The organism is Ruegeria sp. O4 (assembly GCF_056535125.1).
The window spans coordinates 155,512-171,842 of sequence record NZ_JBQERO010000004.1 but is presented as its reverse complement, the minus strand read 5'-3'; the positions used below and the strand labels follow the sequence as shown (position 1 = coordinate 171,842).

The 16,331-nt window shown below is 52.6% G+C and carries 10 protein-coding genes; 7 read left to right on the top strand and 3 right to left on the bottom strand.

Annotated features, from left to right (window positions below):
• Nucleotides 1-20 precede the first annotated feature (20 nt).
• Nucleotides 21-914: an OST-HTH/LOTUS domain-containing protein gene (locus ACR0J7_RS07980; RefSeq protein ID WP_480913806.1), complete on the bottom strand. Its 894-nt coding sequence runs from the start codon at nt 912-914 to the stop codon at nt 21-23.
• A 359-nt stretch (nt 915-1,273) separates the two neighbouring features.
• Nucleotides 1,274-4,486: a UvrD-helicase domain-containing protein gene (locus tag ACR0J7_RS07975; protein WP_480913804.1), complete on the bottom strand. Its 3,213-nt coding sequence runs from the start codon at nt 4,484-4,486 to the stop codon at nt 1,274-1,276.
• Nucleotides 4,487-4,861: 375 nt separating this feature from the next.
• On the opposite strand from ACR0J7_RS07975, the gene ACR0J7_RS07970 reads away from it, so the two are divergent.
• The 7 genes from ACR0J7_RS07970 to ACR0J7_RS07940 all read left to right on the top strand — a co-directional run bounded on the left by ACR0J7_RS07970 (nt 4,862) and on the right by ACR0J7_RS07940 (nt 14,164).
• Nucleotides 4,862-7,081: an AAA family ATPase gene (locus tag ACR0J7_RS07970; protein ID WP_480913803.1), complete on the top strand. Its 2,220-nt coding sequence runs from the start codon at nt 4,862-4,864 to the stop codon at nt 7,079-7,081.
• The gene (gene mcrC / locus ACR0J7_RS07965; RefSeq protein WP_480913801.1) at nt 7,081-8,211 is read left to right on the top strand and encodes a 5-methylcytosine-specific restriction endonuclease system specificity protein McrC; all 1,131 of its coding nucleotides are present in this window, start codon (nt 7,081-7,083) and stop codon (nt 8,209-8,211) included. Before ACR0J7_RS07970 ends, mcrC begins: the two co-directional genes overlap by 1 nt.
• Before the next feature lie 42 nt (nt 8,212-8,253).
• Nucleotides 8,254-9,270: an HNH endonuclease gene (locus ACR0J7_RS07960; RefSeq protein ID WP_480913799.1), complete on the top strand. Its 1,017-nt coding sequence runs from the start codon at nt 8,254-8,256 to the stop codon at nt 9,268-9,270.
• A 399-nt stretch (nt 9,271-9,669) separates the two neighbouring features.
• Complete coding sequence (locus tag ACR0J7_RS07955) at nt 9,670-11,022, top strand: hypothetical protein (RefSeq protein WP_480913797.1); 1,353 nt, start codon at nt 9,670-9,672, stop codon at nt 11,020-11,022.
• A 223-nt stretch (nt 11,023-11,245) separates the two neighbouring features.
• On the top strand, nt 11,246-12,433 hold the full coding sequence (locus tag ACR0J7_RS07950; RefSeq protein WP_480913795.1) for a tyrosine-type recombinase/integrase: 1,188 nt from the start codon (nt 11,246-11,248) through the stop codon (nt 12,431-12,433).
• Nucleotides 12,434-12,678: 245 nt separating this feature from the next.
• Nucleotides 12,679-12,951, top strand: coding sequence for a helix-turn-helix transcriptional regulator (locus ACR0J7_RS07945; RefSeq protein ID WP_480913793.1), 273 nt, complete (start codon nt 12,679-12,681; stop codon nt 12,949-12,951).
• 589 nt (nt 12,952-13,540) lie between these two features.
• A complete protein-coding gene (locus tag ACR0J7_RS07940; protein ID WP_480913791.1) occupies nt 13,541-14,164 on the top strand; it encodes a hypothetical protein in 624 nt (207 codons plus the stop codon).
• 740 nt (nt 14,165-14,904) lie between these two features.
• On the opposite strand, the gene ACR0J7_RS07935 is transcribed toward ACR0J7_RS07940, so the two are convergent.
• Nucleotides 14,905-16,329: an exonuclease domain-containing protein gene (locus ACR0J7_RS07935; protein ID WP_480913790.1), complete on the bottom strand. Its 1,425-nt coding sequence runs from the start codon at nt 16,327-16,329 to the stop codon at nt 14,905-14,907.
• Between the last annotated feature and the right edge of the window lie 2 nt (nt 16,330-16,331).

Genomic DNA, 16,331 nt, shown 5'->3' with positions numbered 1-16,331 from the left:
CATCCCCTACTAATCCCCTACTAACTGACAGGACATTCGGGCATCGATTGCTCGTAGTGACGCTCCACCTTTTCCCGGTAGCATGCAGCTCGCCGCCCTCCTCTCTCCAAGTATCGAAGTTCAAAAATGCGGGCCTCATGCACTACTTGCCGCCAACTGGCGTATCCATGCTTCTCGGGTACTTGGTCAGGATAACGTGCGGCAATCCATCCGCCAGCCTCTGACACGGTTGTCCATCCATCGAGAGCTAACTCGCCGGCTGCCTCTTGTAAGGCGCGCAGGATACCTGTGTTGGGCAAGCGAACGTTCTCATCTGGTAAGCTCCCAGTGACCACAAAGTCGCGAAACTGATCAGATTGGACGATCTGTGCCATCAGGCCGCGTATCTTCCCCATGTCGTCAGCCCAGGTCCGAAGTTCATTGAAGCGGTGATCGATCTTGGCCAAGGCATCAACCAAGGCATCGCAGCCAAGACGGCATCCGTCCAAGCTCTCAAGGTCGTGCTGATCAATGAAATGATGGACCAAGTCGTTACGAAGGAGCACCAACTCTCTCAGACTGTTTTCTGTATTCTCGAAATCGGCGTCCGATAAGGCGATTTGAGTCCCTATGCTTATTGAATTGGTATCCTCTAAGGAGTCGGCCCCTGGGTTCAAGGGAGGGTCGGTCTGGTCGGCGACGATACATGATCCGAGGAGGTCACCTACTAAGGTTCCAAGCGTCTTTCGGGCGGAGTCGGCTGTGCGTGCAGCCTGCATCCTCTCTAAGTCATGGACTGGTCCAGAGATTTGCTGTTGGGCGATGATGGCCTTGATCAAACGTTCGTACTGTTGAAGTCGAAGCAGACATTGACCCAACAATCGTTGGACTTCATTCTGAAGCTCCTGCAATTCGTCATTAGACAATGCCGTCATGTTGCAACCCGATTACCTATCCATTTAAGTCAATCATACATGGGCGCGATAGGCTATTCCGTCTGATGGCCTTCTGCCTCCGCGACTAGACCGCTGCCAACTTTTCCATGTGTTGTACACGGGTGATTTGATCGCTGGCAGCGCCAGCAAACCCGGCCAAACATGTAAACCCCTACTAAATGACCCCGCCCCATCGACGGGTGTCGAGACAGGCGGCCCAGCTGCGTGTCCAGCTTCGAAGGAGTTGGCGAGGGACCTCGGGCCAACTGGTGAATTCACAAGCGCCATCTTTGTCAAAGTATCCGCCTGGTGATTCAAAGTCTCGCGGACACCGCAAAACCCCCTTCACCCATTATCGCTCATCCCTTTTCCGCTCGGCCGTGTTTCGATCTCGGAAGATAGGCGGATGACGGGTCAAATTCGGTGCGAACACGGAAAATCTCGTATGGGGCGGTGCGGATACCGATCATGTAGCGTCCATCGGGCGCGCGCCTCTTATCCCGCTTCAGTGACCATTCTTGAGACGAGACGTAGTCCACTAGTCCCTGAACATTGCGGATTTTCCCACTGTCGAGTAGCTCCTGCAAAGCGCGTTGATTTGGGTCATCTTTCGCCTTCTGAGGTCTGACAACTTCCTTCCCCGACCGAGTACGCTTTGATCCCTTTGGGCTCTGCTTACCTTTACAGTCCGGATACTTAACGCATCCAAGGAACTTGCCCCATTTACCCTTTCGCTCAACCAACCATCCATCGGAACACTCTGGGCAGGCTGGAAAGGTAGCACCACAACTGCAGACTAGAGTTCCAGGATGGGCTTTGTCTTCAATCGGAAGATCTTTGCCACACTCGTTGCACGGTCGAAGCATCTCGCCACAGAGCTTTCGGTGTTCACACTGAAAGTACGGGTTCCCCTTTTTTGAGGTTTGCGCCAGCATTCTGCCCCCGCATGCACCGCACCGGTGCTCGGCAATGCCCGCTTCACCAAGCTCAACCACGCCATAGTCGGGGTTATCAACCAACTCACGTGCAAAGACCGAAGGCCTCTGGCGATCTGCCAGAACAGTCACGGTTTTCCTTGCGCGCGTTAGGGCGACATAAAACAACCGCCTTTCCTCGGCGTGGTCATATTCCTCTGGCTTAGGGAGAACGAGATCCAACAAAGGATCATCCACAATCTCAGACGGGAACCCCATGCGGTCAGAGGCGGCTTTGAGTACCACTACGTGATCTGCCTCCAATCCCTTTGAGCGATGCACTGTCATGAACTTGAGAGCGAGGTTTGGATAACGCCTTTGCAGCTGGGGCAGCTCTTCTGGGCGCAGAAAGTTATAGCGACCAAGCAAGAGAACCGATGTTTCGCTTTCATTGGTGGCGGCTTCGATATCTTCAAGTGCAGACTTGAGCGCATCAATCTCTTGACCCCACCCGTAGTGTGCAACCCTAATTGCCGGGGTTTCGGATTTGTCTGCCGGAATAACCTGCTTTGTGATTTGCGACGGGTTCTGAAGAACGAATGTCCGAGCGGGTAAAGCGATTTTGTCGACGCTTCGAAATGTACGCCCAAGATCAACCGAGCTGTGCATACCAGATGCCCCTGCAAAAACGCCGCCAAACTCTTCACCGAAGTCTCTCATCAGATGAATGTCTGATCCAGTGAACCGATAAATCGACTGCCAGTCGTCCCCAACTGCAAAAACCCGTGCGTCCTGATGTTGCGCTTTGAGGGCCTTCAACAGGCTCGCTCTTCCTTCAGAAATATCCTGAAACTCATCCACCAGAAGGTGGCGGTAGGGGCTCTTGTAGCGACCCGCTTTTACATGATCCGTCGCCCGAACGATCATATCTTCAAAGTCGATGCGGTCGCCCAATCGGTTTTGATAGGCTTCAAGCACTGGCTCGAAGATTTTCAAGAACGCCGCGCCGCGCGCCTTATCACGGGACTTTTTCGCCCGGTCTAGACAGTTCGAAATGCTCGTCCCGGAACTCTTGAAATGCCGAAGGAAGGTGCCAAGGACTTGCGTAAAGGCGTCTACCTGACCCATCTCCGTCAGTTGTTCGAAAACCTGCTCAGGTGGGATTGGGTTGGGGGTGGCGTAAGGCGCAAGCTTCTCTTCCAGCGCCTCTGTCAGACGACCTTCAACACGTTCGTAGCTGAAGGTTTCGACCAGAGTTGTTTCATGTTCGGCGTGGACCTTTCGTTTCCACTCCATGCCTTCAAGATATTCGTTGCGATCGACGTGAGGTGCCGTTGTAAGCCTGGCTTCTCCGTTCGGTCCTTGGGACATCCGAACGCCGAAATGCTCAATATAGATACCACTTTCAGTCAGTCGGAAATCCGGTGTGTAAGCCGTCCTGTCGTTCTCCGGGAGATCGTGTTCGTAGTCTGGCTCATACTCGTAGGCGATGCCATTCAAGTAGAGCCAGTTGGCAATTTCCCACTCTTCGAAGCTTTTCACCAGCTCGCCTTGGAGCGTCCGAAGCTCATGCGATTCAACGTACTGGTAATATTCATCTTTTGTTTTGAAGTCCCATTCGCTCTTGTAAGGCCAATAGAACTCCGAAAACCACTTCAGAAGTAGCCCTCCAAGCACAGGTAGCTTCGCAATGTCGTTGAAGAGAATGTCACGCAGAACCACTGCAAATTGCTTGTCGTCGCTTGCATGGGCCGCTAACGCCGGAGCACCGCCCTCGACTTGCCGTATGATACTATTGCCAAGGGCGTGGAAGGTCAGCGCGTCTACCTTTGCCCCTGCCCTTTCTTCGATACGACTGGCCATTTCGGCGGCCGCATCTTTTCCGAACGCCAGAAGCAAGATTTCATCGGGCTGTCGGATCCCACTTTGTATCAGATATGCGGCTTTGGCGACGATCACGCTCGTCTTACCGGAACCCGCTCCAGCAAGAACAAGTGTAGCGTCTTCATCAGCAACAACTGCTAGTCGCTGCTCCGGCGTCAGTGGGTTTGACTCGATCGTGTTGAAAAAGTCTTCGAATTGGCCGAGCTCGGCGTCAGTAAATGTCTTGATTGCATCGTCGCGCAATCGCACTGGTTCTCTCTGAAACTCCCTAACTCGATCCAGGATTATCTGCTGTTCTGGTGGCAGGACACCTTTGGGTATCTCGGCTGGCAGTCTCCCAACCACAGCATTTGTGCGCTCCAAGAATGGTTGGAGAAGGCACGCTGAGGGATATCGTTTCGGCTGATCCAAACGTCCAACCACTTCAGCCAGAGTTCGTAGTTCTCCATCAGAGCGGTCGACCTGCTCGACAAAGTGTCGCCGCCAAGCAGTGTTGGCCGATGTGACGAAGTCGGCCGCATCTGACCTCTTAAAGCCGGCCACTTTGACCTCCTCACCACCCCTGATGGTTACAATCACCGACGACTTGCCGAAGGTCTTGGTTACTTGCAGGGAGCGCGTAATGTCCGTGAACGAAAATTTTCTGGGAGCTCGAGAAAGTAGTGTTACCCCAGAATTCGAAACCGCAATGCCTCTGTATCTGTGCCCCAGAAGGCCAAACACCAGGCCAGCAAGCCAGCTTCGCACTATCTCGTTCTTCTCAGTTGGTGTCATAGTGCGAAAAAAAATTGCTCCGGTTCTTACCCACCAATTTTCTACAGCAAAAACAGACGGTAGTAAGGCAATAACCTAAGAACAGGTGCGTAAACTTGCTGCACCAGCGCAACAGGCCGCACCAAACCCTGTAAACACTGCAAATCCGGGCAACCCCACCCCATCGACGGGTTTCAGCGCTTCTAGCTTGTAAACCGCTCCGGTTCAGAGGGAGTTGGCGAGCCAATATGATTTGGAAGGCAGAAACCACACCGCATTTTTGCATCGCCTTTATTCCGGCGGCAGCTCTTCATGATGGACAATCATGTGAATCTGTCAGGACCAACCCCCTGAAATAGCTACCCAATCAAAGAGTCCTTCCATAGACTTACAAGTATGACCGAAAACTTAGATTTGAAAAAAACTTACCGCGCCATTTTGGACGCAGCTCGTCAGGAACGTTTCATAAGCTATGGCGATCTAGCCAAGGCTAATGACGCCAGCTGGCAGAAGGTTCGATACAAAATGAACCACCACTTGGGCGCTCTGGTAAAGATCGCTGCTGAACGTGGTTGGCCTATGCCCAGCTCCATCGTTGTCAATCAACAGAACGTTGAAGACGGCACGCTCGATGGTTCAGCAAGAGAGGGCTTCATCACAGCAGCTAAGGAATTTGGATTTGATGTCCCGGATCCAGCTGTCTTTGTCGAAGAGCAACAAAGAGCGCTATTTGAATGGGCGCCAGGTGCTCCTGACGAGTTGGAGATCGACACTCCTGATCTGAATGGTCCTGCGTCCGCTGCCGGTCCCAGGTTCGTTCGATTGTTTGGGCCTGTTCTGGATGCACTGCGTGATCTTGGGGGATCGGCTGAACCAAAGGCTGTTTATGAATGGATGGAAAAAAGTCCGTTCATCGAAGAAGGAGAAATCAACGCCGTAAACAAAAATGGGCAATCAAAGTTCGAGAACTCAGTTGGCTGGGCTCGTTTTTACTTGGTTAAGGCGGGGCTTGTCGACAACAAGAAACGCGGTGTTTGGCAGCTCACACCTGAGGGTAGAGAAACGCATCTTGATCAGGATAGTGCGCTGGCAATCTTTCGCGATATTCATGCCCGATTCAAAACAACAACAGATACAGAAGAGGAGCCTGCGCCATCAGAAGATCTGGATGGCGACCTATTTGACGATCCCAATCGCCAATTCTGGTTCGTGGGTGCCGTTTGGGATGGAAGTGATGACCAGACCGAGCGCTTTCTGAGCGAAGGTATCTGGCAGAACGGATATGATGAAAAGTTCGCCGATCACGTCGCTCGAATGAAGCCAGGTGATAGAATAGCTATCAAAGCGTCTTTCGTAAAAAAGTACGGCCTACCCTTCGATAACCGCGACAAACATGTGTCGTGCATGCGGATAAAGGCGATCGGGACGGTAACTGAGACCACAACCGACGGACGCACGGTTGGCGTAGAATGGACGCGGCTCGACCCACCTAAGGAATGGTATTTTTACACATACCGGACCACAATCGTGCAGGCCGATCCAACCGATGATAGCCGCAGGCTGATCAGGTTTGCGTTTGGCGATCATAAACAGGACTACGACTTTTGGTTGAAACAACCATATTGGGCGAAGCGATATAGCGCTCCGGCTGAGACCATCAGTGAAATTGAGCGAGAAGAAGAAGAGGCCGAGACAGACAACGAAGAGACGCAATTCGATCCATATGGAACCGATGATATTGTTTCGGACGGTTGTTTCCTTCCGGCAAACGAGCTTTCGCGCGCACTCTTGCGCCTGTCGGATAAGAAGAACCTGATTCTTCAGGGGCCGCCGGGCACCGGAAAGACCTGGCTCGCGAAACGGCTTGCATATGCGCTGATCGGCACGCGGGATCGCAAGATCATACGAAAACGAATGCGTTCGATTCAGTTTCACCCATCGCTATCTTATGAGGACTTCGTTCGGGGTTGGCGCCCCGATGGAAATGGCCATCTCAAACTTACAGATGGCATTTTCTTAGAAGCCGTTGAGGCCGCACGTGCAGAACGCGACCGCCCATTCATTGTAATAATCGAGGAAATCAACCGGGGTAATCCTGCTCAGATCTTCGGTGAGATGTTAACGCTTCTTGAAAAAGACAAACGTCGTGAAGATGAAGCCATCGAGCTTGCTTACCGGTTAGATGATGTTGAACGCATCTTTATTCCTGACAATCTTTATGTGATCGGCACAATGAATATCGCCGATCGTTCATTGGCCCTCGTCGATCTCGCACTGCGTAGGCGTTTCGCTTTCGTCACACTTGAGACTATGCTCAACGACGCCTGGTATGACTGGTGCGTTGAAAAATCTGGGATGGATGCTTCTACCATTTCAGACATTAAGTCACGCATGGAGGAGCTGAACGAGGAGATCGCGAGCGACAGGTCACTTGGAGCGCAGTTCAAAGTTGGACACAGTTATGTAACTCCTGCGCCTGGCGAAAAAATCAAAGATCCCCGTTATTGGTTCAGACAGATTGTCGAAACGGAGATCGGTCCACTTTTGGATGAATACTGGTTCGACAACGCGGACAAGGCAAAAGCCTCAGCACATCGTTTGCTCGAAGGGTTTTGATGGAAGCGCTTCTTTCACAGCAAGAGCAAAACAACGAAGCGCCGCTAGTGCTAAACAAGATCCCGGTGCGAAACGTTTGGTTGTTGTTTCTTTATGCTTCCGGACTTGCGCAATTTAAGGACCGCTTTGAAGCCGAAATTGAACAGTCACCAGATTTTAAAACTCTGGTCGCAAGGCTGCTCTGTTTCGCAACGGAAAAGAGACTGCGCCGAAACTTGAGCTTCGGATATCATCGCCGCGATGAGGTGCTTCGCCGTGTGCGTGGGCGGATTGATATCCTGCGATCCGTGTCTAGAGATTTGTTTCGAAAGGGTGAAGTTGCTTGCCGTTTCGAAGAACTGACGATCGACACGCCCCGAAATCGGCTGGTGAAAGCTGCGCTTGACAGTCTCGCCAGTTGGATCGACGACATCGAACTGGCCCACAGATGCCGTGGCCTCTCCCATTCTCTTGGACGTGCAGGAGTGGTCGGCAGCGAACCTTCAAGATCGGAAATTGCGGCGGACCAGATTGGGCGGCATCAGGGCGAGGATCGATTGATGATCTCTCTCGCGCGCGCCGTGTTCGACCTGATCTTGCCGACAGAGCTTGAGGGCTCTCGTTCAGCCTTGCGCATTCAGCGTGACGAAATCGCATTCAGAAACCTTTTCGAAAAGGCCGTCGGCAACTTCTTTGAGGCAGAGCTTTCTAGGGAAGATGGATGGCGCGTTTTTCCGGGTAAACAGTACCGCTGGCCAGTTGAGTCGGCATCTTCAGGTATTGTTGATTACCTTCCGATCATGATCACGGACATTGTACTACAGAACGATCGTGAAAATCGCCGGATAGTAGTCGACACCAAATTCACCGACGTTCTAACAAAATCGCAGTATGGCGGCGCGCGCTTCAAGACCAATCATTTGTACCAACTCTATGCGTATCTTCGGAGCCAGGAAGTGCAGAGCGATGCCTTGTCTTTGACCACTGAAGGCATGCTCTTGTACCCCTCAATCAGCCTAGACATAGACGAAACAGCTCTAATCCAGGGGCATCGGGTACGTCTTGTCACAATCGATCTCAGCCAATCTAGTGCTGAGGTCGTTGAATCCCTTCGCAAAATTCCCTTGCAGAGTTCCTTGTCGGAAAGCTAGGTGACGGTTGAACAATACGGAGCCCTCTGCAAGCGTGAACACATGGCACTTTCAGATGTAACCAAAGACTCCGTGCTCAAGGCGGTCGAAGAATACCGTACCATTGGGCAGAATGCGTTTCTTAAGAAGTACGGGTTCGGGAAATCTACGCGCTACCTGCTTCGGGTTAACGGCGAGGACTTTGACTCAAAGGCGATCGTGGGCGCGGCCCACGGCTATGTGTTGCCTGAGGTAGGACCATTAGCGAACTCGGCCTTTTCAGGTGGCAAAGATGGAGCTGCAGGTGTCCTGAAACGATTCGATTTTGACATCGTTGAAATTGAAGAGAGGACTAGAAACCCACTGTGGACGCGAGATGAACTGATCCTCGCGACAGAATTCTACAAGAAATTTGCTCCTCAAATTCCAGGCAAAACAGATAACAGACTTATGAGCTTGGCGGATGAGATCAGATCACTCGCCGCAAGCCTAGGGCTGCACGGCGACGAGACCTTCCGGAACCCAAACGGTGTCTACATGAAGCTTATGGAGCTGAAAAAGTACGACCCGGAGTATGTTGGGAAGGGTCTGGGCCGGAAGCCTCGTGCCGTCGAACAAGAAGTTTGGGACCTCTCTTCTGAAGAACTGGCCAAGGCCGCGCAATCCATACGTGAAGTTTTGAAATCTTTGGAATCTGGCGCCACACCTTCGGCAGGTGCGGTAGATACTGGGGAACCAGAGGTGGCTGAGGCGGCCGAAGGTGCGTTGGTTACCAGGTTTCACCGCTACCGTGAGCGCGATACAAAGATTGCCAAGAGTAAGAAGAAGCAATTCTTAAAGAAGCACGGGCGCCTCTACTGCGAAGCCTGCAACTTTGACTTCGCTGCGGCCTATGGCGATCGGGGGGAAGGCTTCATCGAGTGCCACCACACGGTGCCAGTTTCTGAAATGAAGCCGGGCGACAAGACAAAGCTTTCTGACCTCACCCTTGTATGCGCCAACTGCCATCGCATGATTCACGCGAAAAGACCTTGGCTGTCGATCCCGGAGCTTGTTGGGTTGCTCAGGAAGAAGCATTGACAACGATGACGCTGTAAATTCTCGAGTGTGGAACAGGCTACAGCACGGAGAAAATACCCGTGTGTTTGCATTAACGGCAATTCGTGCTGGCTACACAAAATCCCGATAGCTGACCAAAGCTGGGTAACCCGCCCCCATGTATGGCTTTTTCGCCTGCCAAGCTAAAGGTGCGCTCGGACCACGTTTTCTTGGACCGGATGGAGGTATCTGTTTAACCCCTGATCTCATTGTTACCTACTCGCGCGCGCATGCGTGAGATACGTGTTTTCAGCGCCAAAATTCCGAATTTTGGCCATCAATATTCCGAAATCTTGCTGCGCTCTTCGTGTCTGTTCGGAAGGAAGAAGCGTTCGCAGTTCGATATTTTCTGTGCAGTTTTTTTTAAGGAGAACATCAAAAATGACCACGGCACAGAGGACATCCGATCAATCGACGGCAAACACAACAGTGCAGGCCGAAGTGCCTTTGTCTCTTGTTCCAAAAGAGAAGCGCGCTTCTGAACTTCGAGCGGCACGAGACAAGAACCAAGTTTTTTCAAGAGATGACCAAGCGCTTGCTGCGTCCAATCTTCACCACCTCTTGGAAGAAGTGTGTGCCACTGGGGATCTGACAAAGCGGGATGTCGTAGTCACGGCAGGGCTCGGTGGCGGAAACATCACTGACTCAACCAAACGCCTCGATACCTACACTCTTCCCAAGGACGCGAGCGGATCGCGCAGGGAGCGGTTGGCAAAGAAGCCAGGCAAGTATTTTGAGATCGCCGAGGCCATCGCCCTGCTTCGCAAAGAGTCAGCGGCCCCATTTATCTGCCAAGTCTTTGAAGGTTGCACATTCGGTGCGGACCGCGAATTTCTGACAAGGTGGGAAGAAGAGAAATGGGCGCGCCTCGCCCAACAGCTGCGGGCCATGAGCGGAGCGGTCGCAAAGCAATCAAACCTCGATTTTTATTGGGCGGAGGCGACACAAGGAAATGGCCGATACGATTACAGGACCGATCAAATTGTTTGTGCTGCGCGGCCAATCGACCTGATCGGTTGTTCCGTCGGCCTCGCTGGATACCAAGCTCACCCTAGTGAACTTCCACCTATTCCTTCGGTCCTGCTCGGGACTGCGCCCCTAGGGGAACAAAGCCAAGCAAAACTCCGTTTCAGCGACGGCGGAGAGCTCGAGGTTTATGCAAGTATGGTCCTTGAAGTTCGTTTAGCCATTGCCCCCGTTGGGCGTACTGGCGAACCGGGTCCGTTGCTGGAGTTCCGAAGCAGCCTTGATGCCAACAGAAGGAAGGACGGTGAACTGGTTCTCAAAGGCGCCTACTTCGATGAAAGGGATGGAGGTCTTGAGATCGGCGGACCTGGAATAACCGGGCGCGAAGATGCTCACGTACAACTCATGGACTTCAAGCTTCCCAATGCCAGATTTCGTGATGGCTGTAGTAACGATTATTGGGCATGGGAAGAAGTCAGTTCTGGTCTGCTCCAAGAAGTCTTTGGCGATTGGGAAGCGCCCTTGGACATGTCCTTCGATGGGACTGGAATAGACCCAGCAGACATACCGCCAAGTCGGTTTGAAGCAGGCTCGGCAGCCTTCTTTCTCAATGCTCAACTTCTGAGCGGCGCCTTAGAAATGGAGTTGATCAATACCTGCAGAAGTCGAACCGATCTACTAGGCCAGTATCGCGACTCCGTCGCCGAAAAGATACTTGGAGCAGAAGCCAAAGCAGATAGTCGGTGGCGAAATATGCAAGCTGACTAGTCCTGTTTTTCGAGGCCTGCATACCCTTTGGCCGCAGCCCCCAGTTATGTGCAAGTTCAGGCGTTGGGCACGGAGAACCAAATCATCGACCCGGCGAAAATCAGACCGAACTAGCCTGGACAGGTGTCGCTTTTTGCGAACCGAAAAACTGATAAGTCTCTGATAATGATTGTAATTTCGAAAATCATGACCTACTTTGAGTTGAGGCCAGATGGAGGTCTCGATGACAAAATTGCATTTCACTAAGCGTGCGATTGACGCGCTACCATACACTGAAACCGGCCAAAAGTTGTACCGGGATACCACCTTGCGTGGCTTCGGCGTCAGGGTTGGCTCGAACTCTAAGGTCTTCTTTGTTGAGGGTCAGGTAAACCGACGCACACGCCGTATTACGCTCGGCCGCGCAGATGTACTAAGCGTTGACGAAGCCCGGCGCCGCAGCTTGGCGGCGCTCAGCGAAATGGCGAGCGGTGTAGACCCAAACCAAGAAAAACGCCGCGTTGCCCAGGAAGCCGTGACACTTGCTCAGGCTTTTGAGCGCTTCAGATGCGTTCGCCCCAATTTGGCGGCAAGCACCCTGGATCGCTACACCCGAACTATCAGTCTCTATCTGAAGGATTGGATGCGTGCGCCGATTTTATCCATTACCAGGCAGATGGTCCTGAAACGCCATCAGCACATCGCAAAGCATCACGGTGAAGTCACCGCAAACAATGTAATGCGACATCTTCGATCAATCTATAACGTGACAGCTGCCGCCTACGACGAGTTTCCGCCAAATCCAGTGACCATTCTAACTCAGGCGAGAGCGTGGTTCCCCGAACGGCGTCGGCGAAGCGCAGTCCTGTCCCATGAACTTCCGTCTTGGTGGTCGGCGGTCATGGCTGAACCTGATTATTCGCGCGACTTCCTGCTTCTGGCCCTGTTTACCGGAATGAGAAGAAACGAGATTGCCAGTCTTCGGTGGGAATACATAGACCTAGAGCGCCGCTCATTGCACATTCCAAAGACCAAAAACGGAGACCCGCTCGACCTTCCTCTGGCAGATTTCATCCTCGATTTGCTGGTCGAGCGCCGAAGGATAGTCGGCTCGTCACCCTGGGTATTCCCGGGAAAGGGTAAAACCGGGCACCTCGTTGAAACTAAAAAATTTACAGCGCGCGTAGAACAGCGATCCGGTGTTAGCTTTACTTTGCACGACCTTCGCCGCACCTTTGTGACTATCGCTGAAAGCCTAGACGTGCCGCATTACGCGTTGAAACGCTTGCTAAATCATCGCCTCTCTGGAGACGTGACCGCTGGCTACATCGTGAGTCAACCCGAGCGGCTCAGGGGCCCGGTGGAAGCCGTTGCTGACCGTATTTTGCGGCTCGTCGAACTTTCTATCCAGAACGACAACACAGCGGCATGACCCGCAATCCTATCTCATAGGCTAATAACCGCTTTGGCGGGCGAAATCTCTATTCGCAAGTGCAACGGTATCGACCACTTCTTCCGATTTTGCACCTGCAAAAACTCCGAAATGTACAGACGGTCCCCACAGCCTTCCGGAATGCTGCTTCAAGGCCAAAAGGCGATCCTTCTTCACATCAGGCACTCGCTTGATGTGGCGCTGCACTGTGCTGCGCCGCTCACCGAAAAGGTAGGACTGTCACAATGACAAATCTGAAACTGAACTGCTCATACCGCCAGAAAAGGTGGCAGGAATTTGAGCCGGAATGCAACGCCAAGGGACCAGAGAGGCTGTCGCTTCTGAACACTGCTCAGCTTGCCCGGATCACGGACACATCCAAGAGCACGTGGGAAAAGATGCGCATGCGGGGCCAAGGCCCGCAGTACATCAAAGTGCGCAATCTTGTCTGGTACCGCTGGGCAGACCTCGAGGCTTGGATGAGCGCACACGCCGTCTCTACGCAGGAGAATTCATGATGGATATTGACCTGTATTTGTCGATCCGTGGCTATCAGCGTGTTTACAGTATCGACATCGATAGCCCGCTTCTAACGGCTCTGATGGCGATCCGAGAGATTACGTCAAAAAATTCAATGCCGGAGAGATGTATTCTGTCTGGGTAAAAGTTGGGCGCCCACCGTTTAGCCGCATACCTAATAAAAAGAACGTGACAATTAGGAAGCCACCTAAATAGCAAGAGGTGGCAAAGGTGCCCAAAACAGCAAGAAGATTGATCGATACTGCAACGCTCGCGAACTTGACAGGCACCAGCAAGAGCTTTTGGGAAAAGATGCGATCCAACGGCACCGGCCTGAGATACACAAAACCCTGTGGCATTGTCTGGTATCGGTGGGAAGACGTTGACGCTTGGCTTTCTGCGCATGACGTAGAAACCACTCAATCAAAACAGCAAACGAACCACTGACAGCCTTCGGCGCATCGATCCCGGCAAATGGCCCATTACACGAGCCGAACTGCAGGAAGGCAGTTTGATACATCCGATTTCAAACTCGCCCAGGTCAAATCGATCGACAGCTATGGTTTCATACACATAAGGACTGAAGACATGAACTATCCTAATCAGCATCAACCTCGGCGGCCGCTCTTTGACGAAAATGGAGAAAAGCTCGCGTTCAGGACCCACATTTCATCGCCAGAGTCACAGTATGATGTTTACTGTGAAAAAAATATAATCTGCCAAACAAAACTCTACCGCTGGGTAAGGAAGGAGTTTGTGAATGGAACGCCCATATCAGAGCTGCACGCGTATCTGTTTTGGGATCAGGCCATAGTCACCAAAAGAAACCTTGGATCGACTATTCTCCAAGCCGTTGCGTATGACCCTCGCAAACTGAAGGGGAAGACTAAGGCGAACCCCAAGGCATGTATGATCTACTTGTTCAAGAACCCAAAAGAATTGGAATATGGCCTCGAATGGATGATCTGCATCTGGCTTCGACGCGTTGTTTTAGCCGATAAGCGCAATGAAGTAGAAGAGGCATTGAATGAACTCGTAGAAACCGATGATCAGGACCTTGCTTCATTGTTTTGGGAGCCAATGACGCAGCCAGTTGTACGCGAATCCATACGAGAGTTCGATTGGCCAGCAGTTTGGTCGAATTACGAACTCAAGGACCAAGGTATTCGCCCAGTTGAAAGAGAACGCCCAATCCTTCGCAGTTTTGCATAGATCCACACCTACTAAGGTACCTACATAGAGATTTTGGGCGCCCGCAAAGCGCCCAATTGGAAAACCGCCCAGTTATGCCAGTGAAGGCAGCCGCCCATCCGGTGAAATCCGTAAGCTATTGTTATTATTAATTAATATAATAATAATAAAAATATAATAATAAGTGGCACATGACACCACTGGGCCAGCGGCCTGGGCTGCACACCACGGCTGGCAACATGCAGCCAGTAGTGTCATGTGCCATTTACTATTTATTGCCCCATAAACGCACTAAACATCTAACCTTTTTAATGCGTTACGAGAACTTCCAGCATAATATTAAGTGGCTCTACAATAGTTCTGGTATTTCAGCAGGCAGTCACAGCAAGTAGCGAAACCAAGTCAGTAAGATCCCAAGCTTTGGGCAAGCTAAATTGCGACAACTCAAGCCACGCCATAGAAACATAGCAGACGGCAACCAAGAAGCGCACGCAGCCCCACAGGGCCACATGAAGCGTACAAATAAGGTACGGGGGGTGCCAAATTGGCGCAAAGGCCTTGCGCGGCCCCCCAGCGGCCAAACGGAGTAAGCCCGATGCTTGTGGAACGCCCAACAGGGCCGTTCGCCGCAAAATGCTGTCAAACCTAGAGCAGTAGGTCGCGCCCGGGTTTGACGGGTTTACCGGGTTTGGTTTTGGCCTCAGGGCGGTACAAAAACTGCGTTTTCCAATTGGTGTTATGCCCAGCAAACTCGAGTGCACTCAGAATGCTTCAAGCCAATGCTTTATGGCGGTAATTGGTTCACTGCCTTCTGGGTATTCTTTTTCAACTTGTTCCAGGTCTGACATTGCGTCTGCCAAAGTTCGCCCGGCTTCGACACCGTCACGCCCGTGACGGCGGTTGTTCAGCCAAGCTTGCAGCTGTTTGTGACGCGCAGTCGACAAAGCATCTGGAGCATTCGCAAACACAATGCGCCGCGCCAGTTCGCGGTATCTGTCGTCACCAAAGGACTCGGCGATTTCCGCTCGTTCGGGCCACTCGGCCTCGTGGAACGCCTGCATTCGGTTTCCGTCGGTACGGCTTGGGAAACCTTCATACATGCGCTGCTCGACGATCTCCGCTGGCTCGAAGGGCGGGTAGCGCTGTTCCATTGCCTTGCCCACCCGCGCAGCAAACTGAACGTCAGCGGACACCACAGCGGCCCGGCGGACGATCTCAGCCATCGGCAAGCCAATATCGGCTGGCAGGTTTTGCGCTAGGGCTACGTCGACCAATGCTGGCAATTTGTTTGAGTAGATGGTGCGGAGCGCCCGGTTGGGTCCCTTCGTCTCTTCCAACAGTTCTGCCTCACTTAAGTTCAAGACTTCTGCTGGATCTCGACGCAGATCAAACGCAGCCTGCATGGTTTGGTTTTTTGGATGGTGGCCACAGCCGACAACGGCACGAACGGACGGCACCCCCATGTGATACTCGACGATGCACTTGGGTTCACCGGAGCCCAGTCGACTAGCGACCTCGCCCTTGACCACCAGCGGCAGCAAGGAATTCCAAATAGCAGGTGCGCTGTCACGGATCAGCCGCGCCATGTAAATAGTTGCCTCCACATCCACCAAAGCGTCATGGGCGTTTTCATGCGCGAAACCGTTGGCCGGTGCCAGTGTATCGAGACGCAGGGTTGGCTTGCCTTTGGCGCTAATGGGCACGGCCATAGCGTTGGGGGCCAATGCTGCGGTGGCCTGGGCCAGACGCAGCACATCCGCCCGTTGGTTGCCGTTGGTATTGGTCAGATAAACCGGCTGTAGCGTTTGGTAGAATGCTTGGCGCAGCAAGGGTTCATCGAAGGAGAGGGTGTTGTAGCCGGTAAATACTGCGGGAGACCACGCGCGCAACTTCTCAGTAATCCGAAGCATCATTTCGTAATGCGAAGGCAGGCTGGAGTCCGTCATCATCTCTGGGCTCACACGTGTGGCGAGCAAAGCACCGGGCGCTGGGATCACATGAGGCAGAAGGCGGCAGCGGGTTTCGAAGCGGTCGAGTTCGTTGAGGTCAGCATCAGTGAGGATCGCTGCGAACTGCAGGATCTGGTCGAACGTCGTGTCCGTGCCGGTGGTTTCGGAGTCATAAAAAACAAAGTTCATCCAAGTAGCTTTACCCGCATCGGGTCGGTGGCTAAACCCAAGTTTCAACT

Bases quoted from the DNA above. Each gene is read 5' to 3' on its own strand.
- ACR0J7_RS07980 (WP_480913806.1), bottom strand. From the start codon at position 914: ATGACGGCATTGTCTAATGACGAATTGCAGGAGCTTCAGAATGAAGTC.
- ACR0J7_RS07975 (WP_480913804.1), bottom strand. From the start codon at position 4,486: ATGACACCAACTGAGAAGAACGAGATAGTGCGAAGCTGGCTTGCTGGC.
- ACR0J7_RS07970 (WP_480913803.1), top strand. From the start codon at position 4,862: ATGACCGAAAACTTAGATTTGAAAAAAACTTACCGCGCCATTTTGGAC.
- mcrC (WP_480913801.1), top strand. From the start codon at position 7,081: ATGGAAGCGCTTCTTTCACAGCAAGAGCAAAACAACGAAGCGCCGCTA.
- ACR0J7_RS07960 (WP_480913799.1), top strand. From the start codon at position 8,254: ATGGCACTTTCAGATGTAACCAAAGACTCCGTGCTCAAGGCGGTCGAA.
- ACR0J7_RS07955 (WP_480913797.1), top strand. From the start codon at position 9,670: ATGACCACGGCACAGAGGACATCCGATCAATCGACGGCAAACACAACA.
- ACR0J7_RS07950 (WP_480913795.1), top strand. From the start codon at position 11,246: ATGACAAAATTGCATTTCACTAAGCGTGCGATTGACGCGCTACCATAC.
- ACR0J7_RS07945 (WP_480913793.1), top strand. From the start codon at position 12,679: ATGACAAATCTGAAACTGAACTGCTCATACCGCCAGAAAAGGTGGCAG.
- ACR0J7_RS07940 (WP_480913791.1), top strand. From the start codon at position 13,541: ATGAACTATCCTAATCAGCATCAACCTCGGCGGCCGCTCTTTGACGAA.